This window comes from Luteimonas sp. RC10 (assembly GCF_014192745.1).
GTDB lineage: Bacteria > Pseudomonadota > Gammaproteobacteria > Xanthomonadales > Xanthomonadaceae > Luteimonas.
In genome coordinates, this window is record NZ_JACHYJ010000001.1 from 657,704 (window position 1) to 671,674 (window position 13,971).

Below are 13,971 nucleotides of genomic sequence, written 5' to 3' on the forward strand. Positions count from 1 at the left end.
CCGGGGCGGCACATCCGTGGAGGCGTGATCAGGCGATCAGAGGTGGCGCGGACGCCGTGCGCTGTCCGCGCGCGCGGGCATGCGGCAGCGCGGTCCAGTGGTGCGCCATGCGCTGCACGGCGTCCAGCAGCTGCGCTTCGGGTTTTGCGTAGGGCATCCGCAGCCAGCGGTCGAAGCCCCCGTCGACGGCGAATGCCGGTCCCGGCGCGAGGTGCACGTCGTCGCGTTCGAGCGCCGCCGCAAGCGCCGTGGCGCTGCCATGCGGCAGCCGCAGCCACAGGCTCAAGCCGCCGGTCGGCAGCCGGAAGCGCCAGTCGGGCAGGTGGATCCGCAGTGCGTGTGCGAGCGCGTCGCGCTGGCGGCGGACCTGCTCGCGGCGGGCGGCGAGCATCGGCCCGTCGTCGAGCAGTTCGACGGCGACCAGTTGATCGAACAGCGAACCGCCGAGATCGAGCTGCACGCGCGCGGCGACCAGGCGTTCGACCAGCGGCTGCTGCGCGCGGATCCAGCCCACACGCAATCCGCCCCAGCACAGTTTGGACGCACTGCCGATGCTGATCGCATCGCGCGCGAACGTGGCAAACGGCGCTGGCATCGGCGTGTTCGACAGCCCGGTCGCCTGCAAGGTCTCGTCAACGATGGCCAAGGTGTTGGTGGCTGCCAGCGCGGTGGCGTAGCGCGCGCGCTGGGCCGCGTCCATCAGCAGGCCGGTTGGGTTGTGGAAATCGGCGATGACATAGGCCAGCCTTGGCCGGGCCTGCCGCAACGTCGCCTCGAGACCGTCGAGGTCCCAGCCGGCGTCGCCGAGCGGATCGCCCATCGGCACGGCGACCAGCCGCGCGCCGCCCAATGTCAGCGCGCCCATCGCGTTGGGATAGACGGGGGTATCCACCGCGATGCGGTCGCCTGGCCGCGACAGCGTGCGCGCGACGATCGCAAGCGCCGACAGCGCGCCGGCGGTGACCACGATCTGGCCCGGCGTCGTCGGCAGCCCGCGCCGCGTGTAGGTGGCCGCGATCCGTGCCTGCAAGGCCGGCAGGCCGGACGGCAGGTAACCATCGCCTGACAGGTACGCCGGCAGCGCCGCGAGCGCGCGTGCATACGCGGCCGCGGTGCCCGGCGTTGCCGAGCCCGCCGCGCGGGTGAGGTCGATCGCGTCGTCGGCGAACTTCGACGCGCCCAGCGTGTGGTCATGTGCGCGGCGCCGGGCGACCGGGACCGCGGCGAAGGTCCCCGCCCCCTGACGCGCGGTCGCAAACCCTGCCGCTGCCAGTTCGGCATAGGCGCGCGTGACGGTGTTGCGCGACACGCCAAGCGCATCAGCGACCGTGCGCTCGCTGGGCAGTCGGGTGTCGATCGGGATGCGCCCGTCGCCGATCAGTTCCTGCAGCGCCTGGCACAGCGCGCGGTAAGCCGGGGCGGCATCGAGGCGGCCGACCAGTGCGGCGAGGCGTTCGGGGGCGAGGCTGCGTTGCATTCGGGCCACTATCCCACGAATGGCTCTATCGCAAAGGGCCAATTGCCGACATCGTGGCTCCATGTCCGCCGCCTCCGCCCCGACCCTTGCCAACCTCGGCCCGCTTGCGCAACTGCGCGCCGGGCGCCTGCCCGAACGCCTGGGCCGGTTGCTGATCGGCTTGTGGATCTACGGGCTGGCGATCGCGCTGATGATCCGTGCTGCGGTGGGCGCGTCGCCCTGGGACGTGTTCCACCTCGGCGCCACCCGGCATGTGCCGATGTCGTTTGGCATGGTGATGGTCGTCACCGCGCTGGCGGTGCTGCTGGCATGGATTCCGCTGCGGCAGATGCCGGGGCTCGGCACGTTGGCGAATACGTTCCTGCTGGGCCCGTTCGCCGACCTGCACTTGTTGTGGCTGCCCGTGCCCGAAGGCCTGACACTGCGCTGGGCCTACATGCTCGGCGGCGTGGTGGCCTGCGCCTTCGCCACTGCGCTGTATGTGGGTGCGCAGCTGGGGCCCGGCCCGCGCGACGGGCTGATGACCGGCCTGGCCCGCCGCACCGGCTGGTCGATCCGCAGCGTGCGCACCGGGATCGAACTGACCGCGCTGGCAGTTGGCGTGCTGCTCGGCGGCACCGCGGGTCTGGGCACGCTGGTGTTCGCGTTCGGGGTCGGTCCGTTGACCCAGCGCTTCCTGCGGCCGTTGGCGGTCAAGCTCGAGCGGCCCGTCGCGCTGCCCTGAGTCGGTCGGGTCGCGACCGAGGGCTTGCGCGTGCCGGCGCCGTCGCCGCGTCTGCCATTGTCGCGTGATTCCAGTGCGCACTTGATCGTGGTCAAGGTGGGCGAGACCGGTTGCACGGACACTGCAGCCATGAACACGCACCGTCCTCGTCCACTGCGATCCGCACTGCCGGTCTCGCGTCGGTGCGATGCGGCGGGGTCTCGCGCGACGGCATTGCGCAAGCGACAGGGCCGGTCTGCCACCGCGCGCTCGGCGTGGCATTGGCTCGCACTGCTGGCGATGCTGCTGCTCGCGGTGGCGCCAGGGATCAGCCGGTTCCAGGCCAGTGTGCAGGTCGATCCCGAGCAGATGTCGATGGCCCTGGCCGCATCCGGGCATGCAGCAGGGCATGCTGCCCCGGGCGATCACCCGCATGAGGGCGCGCGGGACCACGCGGGCGCGGATGGCCACTGCGGCTACTGCCCGCTCGCCTCACATCTCACGCTGCTGTCCAAGCTGCCGGTCGTGGTGCCCCCGACCGCATGGGCGGCAGCGCCGGCATTCCGATTTCACTCGGTCCGGCGCATCGCCGCGACCAATCTCCGCGGCCTCGGCGGGCAGGGCCCGCCAGCGCACACCCTCGCCGCCTGACCGCGGAATCCCGGCTTGTGAAGCGCACCGTCCATGCGCACGCCAACGGCGTGACGCAGGGCGCAGGACCCGCTCACGCCCGCATTCCGAATCCAGATGTCGCGACCGGCCGCCAGGCCTGCGTCCGATGAAGCCGCACGCGTCACCGGCCCGGCCGGTGACGTTCGATCCGGAGATCTTCCATGTTGTCCACACGTCCCCAGGCGCAACGCGCCTCCCGCATCGCCCTGGCCATCGCCTGCGCGCTGGCACTGCCGCTCACCGCCCAGGCCGACGACCTGCCCGAACCCGTCAACCTCGAAGCGGTGCTGGTGACCGCCGCGCCGGTCTCGCCGCTGACCTATGACATCGATCCGCGCCTGCCGCGCCAGCCGGTGCCGGCCAGCGATGGCGCCGACTACCTCAAGACCATTCCCGGCTTCACCGCACTGCGCAATGGCGGCACCAATGGCGATCCGGTGCTGCGCGGCATGTTCGGTTCGCGCCTCAACCTGCTCACCAACGATGGCAGCATGCCCGGTGCCTGCCCCTCGCGCATGGACAACCCGATGTCTTACGTCTCGCCCGAGACCTTCGACAGCCTGGTCGTGATCAAGGGGCCGCAGACGGTGCTGTGGGGCCCCGGCGCTTCGGCAGGCACGGTGCGCTTCGAGCGCGAGACGCCGGTGTTCGATGCGCCCGGCGTGCGCATCAACGGCAGCCTGCTGGGCGGCTCGAACGGCCGCAACGACCAAGTGCTCGATGTCGTGGCCGGCGCGCCGCAGGGTTATGTACGCGTGAGCGGCAACCGCTCGGAAGCCGACGACTACCGGGACGGCGACGGCGTCGTGGTGCCCTCGTCGTGGAAGAAGTGGAACGGTGACGTTGCGCTGGGCTGGACGCCGGATGCCGACACCGTGCTCGAACTCAACGCCGGCATCGGCGACGGGCAGGCACGCTACGCCGGTCGCGGCATGGACGGCGCGCAGTTCCGGCGCGAGAGCTACAGCCTACGGTTCGAGAAGCATGCCCTCGGTGGCGCACTCGACGCGATCGAGAGCAGCGTGTTCTACAACCACGCCGACCATGTGATGGACAACTACACCCTGCGCGACCCGAACCCCGCCAGTGCGATGCCGATGGCGATGGCGTCCAATGTCGACCGGCGCACGACTGGCGGGCGCGTCGCGCTGGGCTGGAAGTGGACCGGCTGGGACCTTCAGGCCGGCGTGGATACGCAGCAAAGCCGCCATCGCGCGCGCAAGGGCATGGGCCGCGGCACGTACGCAGCGCAGCCTTGGACCACCGATGCGCGCTTCGAGACCGCCGGCGTGTTCGCCGAAGGCACCCGCCACCTGCCGCCGGGCCGGCACCTGACCGGCGGTGTGCGCATCGACCGCGCCAAGGCCACCGACGAACGGACCACGGCCGGCATGATGGGCATGCCCAATCCAACCGCCGGCCAGACGCGCGAGGAAACGCTGCGCGCCGGGTTCCTGCGCTATGAGCAGGAACTCAAGGACACCCCGGTCAGCTGGTACGCCGGCCTGGGCCACACCGAGCGCATGCCCGACTACTGGGAGCTGTTCTCGCCCGGACGCGGGCCGGTCGGCGCCGTCAACGCCTTTGTCGGCATCGCGCCGGAAAAGACCACGCAGCTCGACCTTGGCGTGCGCTATCGCACGCGGACGCTGGATGCATGGGTGTCGGCCTACGCCGGGCGCATCGAGGACTACGTCCTGTTCACCTACTCGGCCGGCGGCATGATGGGCATGACCTCGTCGGCTGCGAATGTCGATGCCGACATCCGCGGCGCCGAGGCGGGCGTGGAAGTCCGGCCGTGGACGCACTGGAAGTTCGGCGGCACGCTCGCCTACGCCTGGGGCGAGAACCGCTCCACCGGCCAGGCCTTGCCGCAGATGCCGCCGCTCGAGGCGCGCTTGTCGGCAGGCTACGACGACAAGCGCTGGAGCTTCGGGGCACTGGTGCGCGCGGTCGCCAGCCAGGACCGCATCGCGGTTGGCCAGGGCAACGTGGTCGGGCGCGACCTCGACGCCAGCGCGGGCTTCGCCACGCTCGCCCTCAACGGCGGCTACCGCATCAACGACCGCCTGCAGCTGACGGCCGGCATCGACAACGTCTTCGACCGGACCTACAGCGAACACCTCAACCTGACCGGCAGCGCCGACTTCGGCTATCCCGCCGACCCGGTGCGGATCAACGAACCCGGGCGGACCGCATGGGTGAAGTTGAACGTGAACTACTGAAGCATCGGCGATTTAACAAATTAACTTACATTTGGGCCCGATCAGATGTAACTTGATTGTCAATGTCGAAGCGGACGCCACCGACGATGCCGCGCGCCCAACGCCAGATCCAGGCGTTGGGCGCGCGGCTGCGCGCGGCGCGCATGCGCCGGCAGATGACGCAGGGCGAGCTCGCGGCGCGGGTGGGGGTGAGCGTGCCGACGGTGGGCAAGTTGGAGCGCGGCGATCCGGCAACAAGCCTGGCCACAATGTTGCGCGTGCTCACGGCGCTGGGGCTGGAGCAGGACATCGACCTGCTGGCGCAAAACGACGCGCTTGGCCGCGAATTGCAGGACAGTCGGCTGCGCCGCCCCGCCGCGCGTCGCGCGAGTCCGTCATGAGCCCAGCCCCTTCCGATACCCACGCCATCGTCCGTATCGAGGTCTGGCTGGACGCCGCCGGCCTCGGTGGTGCGACGTTGGTCGGCCACCTGGCCCGTCTGCCTAGCCGGACCGGCGACACCATCCAGTTCCAGTACGTCGACGATTGGGTAGACGGCACCGCCCCGATCCGCAGCTTTGCGTTGGACCCACAGTTGCCGCTCCATCGCGGCCCGCATGTCGCGCGCGCAGGGGCCGGCACGCTGACCGCCGCATTCACTGATTGCTCGCCCGATCGTTGGGGCAAACGTCTCATGGATCGGCGCGAGGTCATCGATGCCCGCGAACAGAATCGACGAGTGCGCGCACTGCGCCCGTGGGACTATCTGATCGGTACCCACGATGCTTCCCGGATGGGCGCATTGCGGCTGCGCGAAACCAACGGCCCATATCTGGACGATCGTGAGCTCAGTGCGCCGCCGATGACCGAGTTGCGCGCGTTGGAGGCGATTGCCGTGCGCGTGGAACGCGACGACATCGACGACAGCGAGCTCGATGCCAGGTGGATCAGGCAGCTGGTGGCCCCGGGTGCATCGCTGGGTGGCGCCCGCCCCAAGGCGAGTGTGCGCGATGTCGATCAGACACTGTGGCTGGCGAAATTCCCGTCCAGCGACGATCGGCACGATGTGGGCCTGTGGGAGTACGTGACCTCTCGTCTGGCGGACGCGGCCGGCATCGACATGCCCCAAGCGCGCCCGCTGTCCCTGTCCGGCCTGGGCACCACATACACGGTGCGACGGTTCGATCGAAGCGGCGTCGATCGCCATGCGTACGCCTCGGCGCTCACGTTGTTGGATGCGGATGACAGCGAGGACATCAGCTACGTCGAGATCGCCCACGCGATTGAAAACCACGGCGTTGCGTCAGCGATCGCCGATGATCTGGCGCAGCTCTATCGCCGCGCGGTGTTCAATGTCCTGGTCGGTAATCGTGACGACCATCTGCGCAACCACGGCTTTCTGCGGGCAGCCGATGGCTGGCGACTGGCGCCGGCGTTCGATGTGAATCCCAACCCGGACAAGGACGCACATGTGCTTTCGATCGGCCTGGACGATCCGACTCCCGATACCCGGCTGTTGCTGGATACATGCGCCTACTACCGTCTGAGCAAGTCGCGGGCACACGCGATTGTCGAGGAGGTGCGCGCAGCCGTGCGCGGTTGGAAGGACGAGGCCAGGCGCTGCAAGGCACGTGGTGTCGAGATCGCGGCGATGGAGGCGGTGATCGATCCAGAGCGCTGATCCGGCCCGTATCATGGCCCCGACATTCCACACGACGTTTCGGACATGGCGAAGGCGAACCCACTCCAGGAACAGTTGCTCAAGGCAGGCCTGGTCAAGAAGAGCAAGGTGGCCGAGGTCGCGCGCGAGCAGCACAAGGCGCGACATGGCAAGGGCGCGCCGCCGCCGACGGACAGCCAGCGTGAGGCCGAGCGTGTGCGCGCGGAGAAGGTCGAACGCGACCGCGCGCTGGCCGCCGAGCACAAGGCCCGGGCCCGCGCGGCCGAGTTGGCCGCGCAGGCGCGCCAGATCATCCACGACAAACAGGTGCCGCGTGCCGGGCAACTGGAGTATCGGTTCACCGCCGACGGCGCGATCCGCAGCCTGTTGGTCGACGAGGCCCAGCGCAGGCAACTGGCCGCAGGCACATTGGTCGTCGCACGGCTGGGCGAGGGCTACGCGCTGTTGCCGCGAGCGGCGGCCGACAAGGTGCGCGAACGCGATGCCGGGCTGATCGTGGTCGATCACGGCCAGGCCGCCGAGGCGCCGCCGGCCGAGTCCAACGCCGAGGACGATGCCTACTATGCGCAGTTCAAGGTGCCCGACGACTTGATGTGGTGAGGCCGCCGCGGCGCGTGATGCAGCATCGTGCATGCCGGCCATGCGTAGGGACGGCGGCGTGACCGCGCTGCCACGGTTGGCGTTCGCAGCCGATGGCCGGAGCCAGCCGATGTGGTGGGGCGATGCCGATCTCCAATCGCCCGATGGCCGCCACGTGGTCGCATTGCGCTACGCGGGCGAACCGCCGCACGGCGCGAGCTTCTACGAGGGGCGGATCGATGGCGTGCCCGTTCCCGGCTTCTTCTGGGCCGGCGCGCTGGGCTTTTCGGCCGATTCGCGTTTCTTCATCGGCGGCTGGATGCCGACGCGCTACGCGCGCAAGACCCTCGTCGTCGACATCGCCGCACGTCGGTATCTCGTGCTGCCGCTGTATCTGCGCAGCTTCACGTTCCACTGGCCGGTGTTGCAGGGGGTCGGCGCGGATACCGCCACTGCATACGCCGACATCGACGACACACTGACGACTACCCTCCGCGGCGACGCGCCGTGGACTGCCTACTGATCCACGTCCAACGTGCGGCTCAGGGCACTGAGATCGGCAACACCAGCCGCGCTCGCAGGCCGCCGCCGTCGCGATCGTGCAGCTCCAGCGCCCCCCCGTGGCGCTGCGCGGTCGAGCGTGCGACGGCGAGGCCGAGGCCGGCACCGCCGGTGTCGCGACTGCGCGAGTGTTCCAGACGCTGGAACGGCTGCACCAGCCGCGCGCGCGCGTCGGCTGGAATGCCCGGGCCACGGTCGGCCACATCGATGGACAGCCGGCCATCGCGCGCGTGGATCTCGATGTCGGCCGCGCCGGCGTAGCGCACGGCGTTGTCGATCAGGTTCGACAGCGCGCGGCGCAGCGCCAGCGCATCGCCTTGCACGATGGCCGGTGCGTGCGCATGCACCTGCACCGACTGGCCCAGCGCCTGCGCGGTCGCAGCCAACTCCCCGACGAGCGCGGTCATGTCGACCGGCGCGCGCTGCAGCGGCGCGACCTCGCCCTGTGCATAGGCCAGCACCTGCGCGATCATCGTCTGCATCCGCGCGATGTCGGCGACCATGCGCTCGCGATCCGGCGATGGCGCGGTCTCGGCGCGCAGCCGCAGACCGGTCAGCGGCGTGCGCAAGTCGTGCGCCACGGCAGCGAGCATCGCAGTGACATCATCGGCCTGCGCGCGCAGGCGGGCGTGGGCGTCGGCGATCGCCCGGCCCAGCATGCGGACTTCCGTGGCGCCTTCGACCGGCACCGGCGGCGCGCGCGCGGCCAGGTCCATCCGCGCGCTGGCCTCGGCCAGCCGCCGCAGCGGCAGCGTCAGCCGGCGCGCCATCCACCAGGCCAGCGGGGCGATCAGCAGCGCGCCCAGCGCCAGCGCCAGCAGCACCTGGCGTCGCCACTGTCCGCGTCCGGCGTCGACTGCGCTCACGACCCGCCACGTCCCGTCCGGCTGCGCGACTGCAAGCTCGAATGCCGGCACCTGCAGCCCGGTCGCCAGCAACGCGGCGCGCACGCGTGCCTGGCGCTTGCTGTCGGCCTGCCCGGCCATCGCCAGTTGGCCGTCATCGACGATCTGCAGCGCGACGTCGGGTTTGCGTCGCCAGGTCGCGCGCACCTGCGCAGCCGGCTGCTTCAGGCGCTCGGCGGCCAGCTCGGCCAGCCAGGGCACCGGCATGCCTGACGGCGCAGCCGTCTGCGTGCGCAGCTGGAGTCCGGGTGCGGGAGGCTGCGTCCCCGACAGGGCTGCGATCGCGTCGGCCGGCACCATCGTCGGCATCGGCGGTGCCGGCCACCAGCCGACCACGGCGAAGCTCACCGCCTGGGCTAGCACCAGGGTGGCCAGCGCCAGCCCGCCGACCAGGACCAGGATGCCGCGCGGCCGACTCACAGGCGGCGCACCGTGGCCGCGAAGCGGTAGCCCTCGCCGCGCAGCGTCTGGATCAGCGCGTCGGCGCCCGGCCGAGCCTGCGCCAGCTTGCGGCGCAGCCGGCTGATGGCCAGGTCCACGGCGCGATCGAAGGGCTCGGCCGCGTCGCCATGGGTCAGCGCCATCAGGCGTTCGCGGTCGAGCACGCGGCCGGCGCGTTCCACCAGCGCGCGCAGCAGCGCGAACTCGCCCGCGGTCAGCGCCACCTCGGTGCCCTCGGGTGTGCACAGGGCGCGGATATCGAGCCGCAACGTCCAGCCGTCGAAGCCGTAGCCCTCGGCCGGGCGCGCCGCCTGCTGACGCAGCTGCGCACCGCGTCGGAGCAATGCGCGCACGCGGGCCAGCAGCTCGCGCGGATCGAACGGCTTGGCCAGGTAGTCGTCGGCGCCGACCTCCAGCCCGATCACGCGGTCGGGCGGGCTGTCGAGCGCGCTGAGCATCAACACCGCGACGTCGGCATCGGCCAGCCGCCGGCACACCGACAGGCCGTCCTCGCCGGGCATCATCCAGTCCAGCACCACCAGGTCGGCCGGCGCCTGTGCGAGCAACCGGTCCATCGCGGCGGCGCCGTCCGCACCGCGCACGGCGTAGCCGTGGCGTGCGAGGTAGTCGCACAGTGCATCGCGGATGCTGGCGTCGTCGTCGACGACGACGATGCAGGCGGTTTCGGCAGTCATGCGGCCATTGTCGCCTGCCTCTGTATCGCGTTCGTATCGGCGATGCGCGCCCCGCGCCGTCGCCGACATCGTCGCGATACCTGCGCCCGCTGCAATGGCGGCTCCTTCATCGAGGTGCCGTCATGTCGCTCCGCGTCCTGCTCTCTGCCTGTCTGCTGTCGCTGACCCTGGGCGCACCCTGCGCCGCCACCGCATCGCCTTCGATCTCCGAAGGCCAGGCCCATCGCATCGCCATGCGCTTCGTCGGCAAGCACCCGCGCGTGGAGGTCCAGATCGAAGGCGCCACGCGTCCGCTGAGCTTCGTCGTCGATACCGCCGCCGGTGCCAGCGTTGTGGACCTCGCGCTGGCCGAGCGCTTCGGCTTGCTCGAGGCCACGGCGCGCGACATGACGATCCAGGGCGCAGGCGGCAGTGCGGCTGCGACCCGGGCGACCGCGTTGCAGGCCCTGTCGGCCGGTGACTTCGCCTGGAAAGCGCAACTGCTGGCGATGGACCTGTCGCAGATCGCCGAAGGCGATGCGCCGCCGATCGACGGCATCCTGGGCAACGATCTGATGGCGCGCTTCGACCTGCGCTTCGACCTGCCAGCCGGCGAACTGCTGCTTGCCCCACCCGGCAGCCTGGCGCGTGCCGATTGCCTGGACAACGCGCTGCCGCAACGCGCCGCCGGCCTGCAGCGCTTCGCCTTCGTGCCGACGCAACTGCGCGACAGCGCGCAGGCCGTCGACGCGATCGCGGTCGTCGACACCGGCGCCGCGCAGACCGTGCTCAACCTGCCGGCTGCGCGCGCGCTGGGCGTGACCGAGGACGATGCCCGGCTGCGTCGCCGCGACGCCGGCACCCGCGGCATCGCCGACCAAGTGGTCGAGACCTGGCTCTACACCCTGCCGCAGCTGTCGATCGACGACTGGTCGCTGCCGTCCACCGAAGTGCGGATCAGCGCGCTGCCAGTGTTCTCGGTGCTGGGACTGGCCGAGCGCCCGGCGGTGATCCTGGGCATCGACGCGCTGCGCTACGGACGCGTCGACGTGCTGGCGAATGCGGCGGGCGTGTGCCTGGCAGGCGCGTCGGGCTCGGGTACGCCCTGACCGCACTGGGCAGCGTGATTACGCGGGTTGCCGATGGCATCGTCGCGACACGCGACATCGGACGCCTGGAAATCGCGCGCTATCGTGTCCCGCGGCACGCCGGATAGCCCGAACATCCCCAGAACGTGGCGCCAGTCCTGCGGTTGGCGCGCCGGACCATCGTGGCGCCGCAGCGTGGGCAGTCGGTCGATGCGCCGGCCTGGTGACCGGGATCGGGATCGTGCTCGACGGGGCCAGTGGGTTGCGACACTACCGGCGCATCGCGCGTGTCGGCACGGCTGGGTTCGGCGGCTTGCACACTGCGGATCATCGCCAGCAGCGTGGGGCCGTCGATGAGGTCGATCGGCTTGCCCTGCGCGAAGCGCGCGGCATCCCGGGTGAACCCGCCCAGTGCAGCGATGCGCACCGCCTGCGCGCGGTGGTGCGCGAGCAGGCCGTACATCTCGCGTACGACGCCGACCGGCACTTGCCGGCGGCGCCACTGCTTGCATTGCACGAGGGTGCGTTGTCCGCCTTTGTGCAGGATCAGATCGATGCCGCCATCCGCGCCGCCCAGGCCGGTTTCCTCGATGCCGTAGCCCTGACGCCGGAACGCCTCGCCGACGAGACGCTCGAAATCGCGCCATCCCAGTGCCGCCACATGATCGAGCTGCGTGCAGGCATCGAGCAGCCGCCGGCGCCGACGCGCGCGGACGAAGGCGGCCAGCGACGCGATACTGCAGCCGCCAAGGAACAGCCAGGCGATCGGCGCGAGGGCATCGCGCTGCATCGCCAATGCCTGGGCGAGTGGACCGTCGAGTCGTGCGACGTAGGCCGGCACGCCATGCCGGATCGCCGCATAACCGAGCAGTCCGACCACGAGCGCGACCGGCCACGGCAATGCGGCCAGACCATCGAACGGATTGTCGCGTCCGCGTCCCATGCGTCCCCCTCTGTCCTGCGGCGCACGATAGCGGCAACAAGAGCCCAGGAGAAGCGACGCCCCGACGCAGGGCGCCGAGGCGTCGGGCCTGCGCGTGACACCAGCCGGTTCGGCTGGTGTCACGCGCGCGGGAGGCCTGCCGTGCGTCAGTAGACCAGGCTCAATCCCAGCGCCGAGTAGGCGTAGTCCGTGCTGGTGTAGACGCACAGGCCCGCCGAGGGATTGCCGGCACTGTGGACACCGGCCGCGACGACGCCACCGGCCACGGCGATGAACCACGGTCCGCCGCTGTCGCCACCCTGGCACAGCCCTGCGCTGGAGTTGAGGCCGACGAAGGTCGCCGAGCACGCCGCGGTGCCCGGGACGGCCGGCCCGCAGATGCTGCCGGGGCTGTACGCCTTGGAGAACACCGTCGCGCAGCCATAGCCGCCGGTGCGGCCGTAGCGACAGATCACGTTGCCCACGGTCGTGGCCGCCTGGGTCCGGCGCCCAGTGACCTGCGCATAGGCGGCGCCGGTCCACACCCAGGGGCCGACGCTTGCGGCCGGTACGGGACGCGCCCAACCGATGTCCGAGGTGCTGTTGTAGGCCCGTGCCACGTGGGTCAGGCTGTGGCTGGCGCCATCGTGCCCGAGATAGCTGTAGGTGCCGGAGGTCGGCTGACAGTGGCCGGCGGTGAGCGTGCCGTACTGGCTGGCGGTATTGCCGACGACGAAGCCGCCGGTACAGATGTACGTGATGCCCGAACGCACGTAGTCCAGCAGCCCGCCGCCAAACACCGCCTGTTGCTCGTTGGGCGCGTCCGGTTCGACCACGCGGACCGGGACGCCGAAATGCGCGGCGGCGAGGCGCTGGACATCGGCTTGACGCATCGCTTTCTCGCCGCGGACGCGTTCGATCACGATCTGGCCGGTGCGCTCGTCGACATAACCGCCCTGCAGGCCCTGCATCCGCTGCCCGAGCGTCGGGAAGCCAGTGTCGAATCGGCGTTGCAGATCGGCGAGCGTGTGGTCGGCGCCCACCTCGTACGCGACCTCCAGCGGGTCGGCGCCGAACTGGTGGAACTCCGGTCGCACGGCATCGTGACCGGTCAGCCGCACGACGAGCCGACCGGATGGGGCATGCTCGATGTAGACGCCGGCCAGGCGGTTTGCGTGACGCTGACGGACGCGCTCGGCGATGGCGTCGGCGAACGGTTGGACATTCAACTGTCGGCGCGCCGCGTCTTCGGAAATCCCCAGCGCGTCGGCGACGCCGGCCACATCGCGCGACATCGACGCGTCCGCACTCAACAGCCCGTCCGGTGCGATCCATCGCGAATCGGCCGCATGGCCGGTTGCGATATTTCCCACGCCCAGAACCGCGATGCAAGCGACATACGGTAACAACTTGGCGTTCATGGTCACTCTCCATTGACTCGGGAAAATGTCACGTTCTCGTGACGCCCCGACCGTACGCCGATCCCGCCTTGGCTTATGTGATGCGCATGCTCATTTCGGCGGTCAGGGTGGCGGCTGATCCGCTTGCCGCTGCCGCAGCGCCTGGGACTGCGCCGCATTCATCAGCTCCCCGGCCATCCAGTAGTCGCCGGTTGCGCAGGCCGCCGGAATCTCGGGGATGACGCGGGCAGGTGCATCCGGCCCGCCCGAACCGCCCAGGGCGATGTCGTCGCCGATCGAGGCCGCGTGGCCGGTGAAGCCGTCGATCACCTGGACGCGGCCGTCCGCCCCCTGCTCGAGTCGGCTGTCGTGATGCCAGACGATCAGCGGGCCGCTGTCGTCGCCGATCCGCAGGCAGCCGGCGGGATCTGCGTGCAGACGCCCTTCGATCAGGGCTTGGTGGGCGACTGTGGTCCGCTCGGCGTTGCGGATCAGCAACGGTTGCGCCGTGGGGCGATCGCCGGACGTGCCAGCGGGGGTGTCGACGTTCGACGAGCAGGCCGCCAGCATCGCGACCGCGGTGCCGGCGACGAACAACCTGCCTGGATGCTTCATTGGATGCACTCCCTTGTGATCGCCTGGATCGGTGTCGGACCGAACCGCA

Annotated in this window: 14 protein-coding genes; 8 read left to right on the forward strand and 6 right to left on the reverse strand. The window is 70.5% G+C overall.

Features of this window, described 5'->3' with window-relative positions:
- Positions 1-28: 28 nt before the first annotated feature.
- Positions 29-1,477, reverse strand: coding sequence for a PLP-dependent aminotransferase family protein (locus FHW73_RS02940; protein ID WP_183425195.1), 1,449 nt, complete (start codon positions 1,475-1,477; stop codon positions 29-31).
- Between the two features lie 61 nt (positions 1,478-1,538).
- Here FHW73_RS02940 and FHW73_RS02945 point away from each other — a divergent pair, with 61 nt between their 5' ends.
- From FHW73_RS02945 to FHW73_RS02975, 7 genes are all read left to right on the forward strand, one after another.
- On the forward strand, positions 1,539-2,201 hold the full coding sequence (locus FHW73_RS02945; protein WP_183425196.1) for a hypothetical protein: 663 nt from the start codon (positions 1,539-1,541) through the stop codon (positions 2,199-2,201).
- A 129-nt stretch (positions 2,202-2,330) separates the two neighbouring features.
- The gene (locus tag FHW73_RS02950) at positions 2,331-2,831 is read left to right on the forward strand and encodes a DUF2946 family protein (protein WP_183425197.1); all 501 of its coding nucleotides are present in this window, start codon (positions 2,331-2,333) and stop codon (positions 2,829-2,831) included.
- A gap of 182 nt (positions 2,832-3,013) precedes the next feature.
- Positions 3,014-5,077, forward strand: a complete 2,064-nt coding sequence (locus tag FHW73_RS02955; protein ID WP_183425198.1) for a TonB-dependent copper receptor — start codon at positions 3,014-3,016, stop codon at positions 5,075-5,077.
- Positions 5,078-5,163: 86 nt separating this feature from the next.
- Positions 5,164-5,457: a helix-turn-helix transcriptional regulator gene (locus FHW73_RS02960; protein ID WP_183425199.1), complete on the forward strand. Its 294-nt coding sequence runs from the start codon at positions 5,164-5,166 to the stop codon at positions 5,455-5,457.
- On the forward strand, positions 5,454-6,737 hold the full coding sequence (locus FHW73_RS02965) for a HipA domain-containing protein (RefSeq protein ID WP_183425200.1): 1,284 nt from the start codon (positions 5,454-5,456) through the stop codon (positions 6,735-6,737). The genes FHW73_RS02960 and FHW73_RS02965 overlap by 4 nt, the downstream gene beginning before the upstream one ends.
- 45 nt (positions 6,738-6,782) lie before the next feature.
- Positions 6,783-7,337 (forward strand): DUF2058 domain-containing protein, encoded by a 555-nt coding sequence (locus FHW73_RS02970; protein WP_183425201.1) that lies wholly within the window; start codon positions 6,783-6,785, stop codon positions 7,335-7,337.
- Between the two features lie 58 nt (positions 7,338-7,395).
- Entirely contained in the window at positions 7,396-7,839 is a 444-nt protein-coding gene (locus tag FHW73_RS02975) for a hypothetical protein (protein WP_183425202.1), read from the forward strand.
- A 19-nt stretch (positions 7,840-7,858) separates the two neighbouring features.
- Here the strand turns inward: FHW73_RS02975 and FHW73_RS02980 are convergent, their stop codons facing one another.
- Together FHW73_RS02980 and FHW73_RS02985 are read right to left on the reverse strand one after the other, a co-directional pair.
- Positions 7,859-9,202, reverse strand: coding sequence for a HAMP domain-containing sensor histidine kinase (locus FHW73_RS02980; RefSeq protein WP_345776138.1), 1,344 nt, complete (start codon positions 9,200-9,202; stop codon positions 7,859-7,861).
- The gene (locus tag FHW73_RS02985) at positions 9,199-9,918 is read right to left on the reverse strand and encodes a response regulator (RefSeq protein ID WP_183425203.1); all 720 of its coding nucleotides are present in this window, start codon (positions 9,916-9,918) and stop codon (positions 9,199-9,201) included. Before FHW73_RS02985 ends, FHW73_RS02980 begins: the two co-directional genes overlap by 4 nt.
- A gap of 122 nt (positions 9,919-10,040) precedes the next feature.
- Between FHW73_RS02985 and FHW73_RS02990 the strand changes: the two genes are divergently transcribed.
- The gene (locus FHW73_RS02990; protein ID WP_183425204.1) at positions 10,041-11,006 is read left to right on the forward strand and encodes an aspartyl protease family protein; all 966 of its coding nucleotides are present in this window, start codon (positions 10,041-10,043) and stop codon (positions 11,004-11,006) included.
- A 79-nt stretch (positions 11,007-11,085) separates the two neighbouring features.
- On the opposite strand, the gene FHW73_RS02995 is transcribed toward FHW73_RS02990, so the two are convergent.
- From FHW73_RS02995 to FHW73_RS03005, 3 genes are all read right to left on the reverse strand, one after another.
- Positions 11,086-11,928 (reverse strand): restriction endonuclease, encoded by an 843-nt coding sequence (locus FHW73_RS02995; protein ID WP_183425205.1) that lies wholly within the window; start codon positions 11,926-11,928, stop codon positions 11,086-11,088.
- A 146-nt stretch (positions 11,929-12,074) separates the two neighbouring features.
- Positions 12,075-13,328 carry a hypothetical protein gene (locus FHW73_RS03000; protein ID WP_183425206.1) on the reverse strand — a complete coding sequence of 418 codons (1,254 nt, stop codon included), beginning with the start codon at positions 13,326-13,328 and terminating at the stop codon, positions 12,075-12,077.
- A 102-nt stretch (positions 13,329-13,430) separates the two neighbouring features.
- Entirely contained in the window at positions 13,431-13,922 is a 492-nt protein-coding gene (locus FHW73_RS03005; RefSeq protein WP_183425207.1) for a hypothetical protein, read from the reverse strand.
- Positions 13,923-13,971 lie beyond the last annotated feature (49 nt).

What these genes read in the sequence shown, in the direction of transcription:
- FHW73_RS02940 (WP_183425195.1), bottom strand. Translation starts at nt 1,477, where the DNA reads ATGCAACGCAGCCTCGCCCCCGAACGCCTCGCCGCACTGGTCGGCCGC.
- FHW73_RS02945 (WP_183425196.1), top strand. Translation starts at nt 1,539, where the DNA reads ATGTCCGCCGCCTCCGCCCCGACCCTTGCCAACCTCGGCCCGCTTGCG.
- FHW73_RS02950 (WP_183425197.1), top strand. Translation starts at nt 2,331, where the DNA reads ATGAACACGCACCGTCCTCGTCCACTGCGATCCGCACTGCCGGTCTCG.
- FHW73_RS02955 (WP_183425198.1), top strand. Translation starts at nt 3,014, where the DNA reads ATGTTGTCCACACGTCCCCAGGCGCAACGCGCCTCCCGCATCGCCCTG.
- FHW73_RS02960 (WP_183425199.1), top strand. Translation starts at nt 5,164, where the DNA reads ATGCCGCGCGCCCAACGCCAGATCCAGGCGTTGGGCGCGCGGCTGCGC.
- FHW73_RS02965 (WP_183425200.1), top strand. Translation starts at nt 5,454, where the DNA reads ATGAGCCCAGCCCCTTCCGATACCCACGCCATCGTCCGTATCGAGGTC.
- FHW73_RS02970 (WP_183425201.1), top strand. Translation starts at nt 6,783, where the DNA reads ATGGCGAAGGCGAACCCACTCCAGGAACAGTTGCTCAAGGCAGGCCTG.
- FHW73_RS02985 (WP_183425203.1), bottom strand. Translation starts at nt 9,918, where the DNA reads ATGACTGCCGAAACCGCCTGCATCGTCGTCGTCGACGACGACGCCAGC.
- FHW73_RS02990 (WP_183425204.1), top strand. Translation starts at nt 10,041, where the DNA reads ATGTCGCTCCGCGTCCTGCTCTCTGCCTGTCTGCTGTCGCTGACCCTG.
- FHW73_RS02995 (WP_183425205.1), bottom strand. Translation starts at nt 11,928, where the DNA reads ATGGGACGCGGACGCGACAATCCGTTCGATGGTCTGGCCGCATTGCCG.
- FHW73_RS03000 (WP_183425206.1), bottom strand. Translation starts at nt 13,328, where the DNA reads ATGAACGCCAAGTTGTTACCGTATGTCGCTTGCATCGCGGTTCTGGGC.
- FHW73_RS03005 (WP_183425207.1), bottom strand. Translation starts at nt 13,922, where the DNA reads ATGAAGCATCCAGGCAGGTTGTTCGTCGCCGGCACCGCGGTCGCGATG.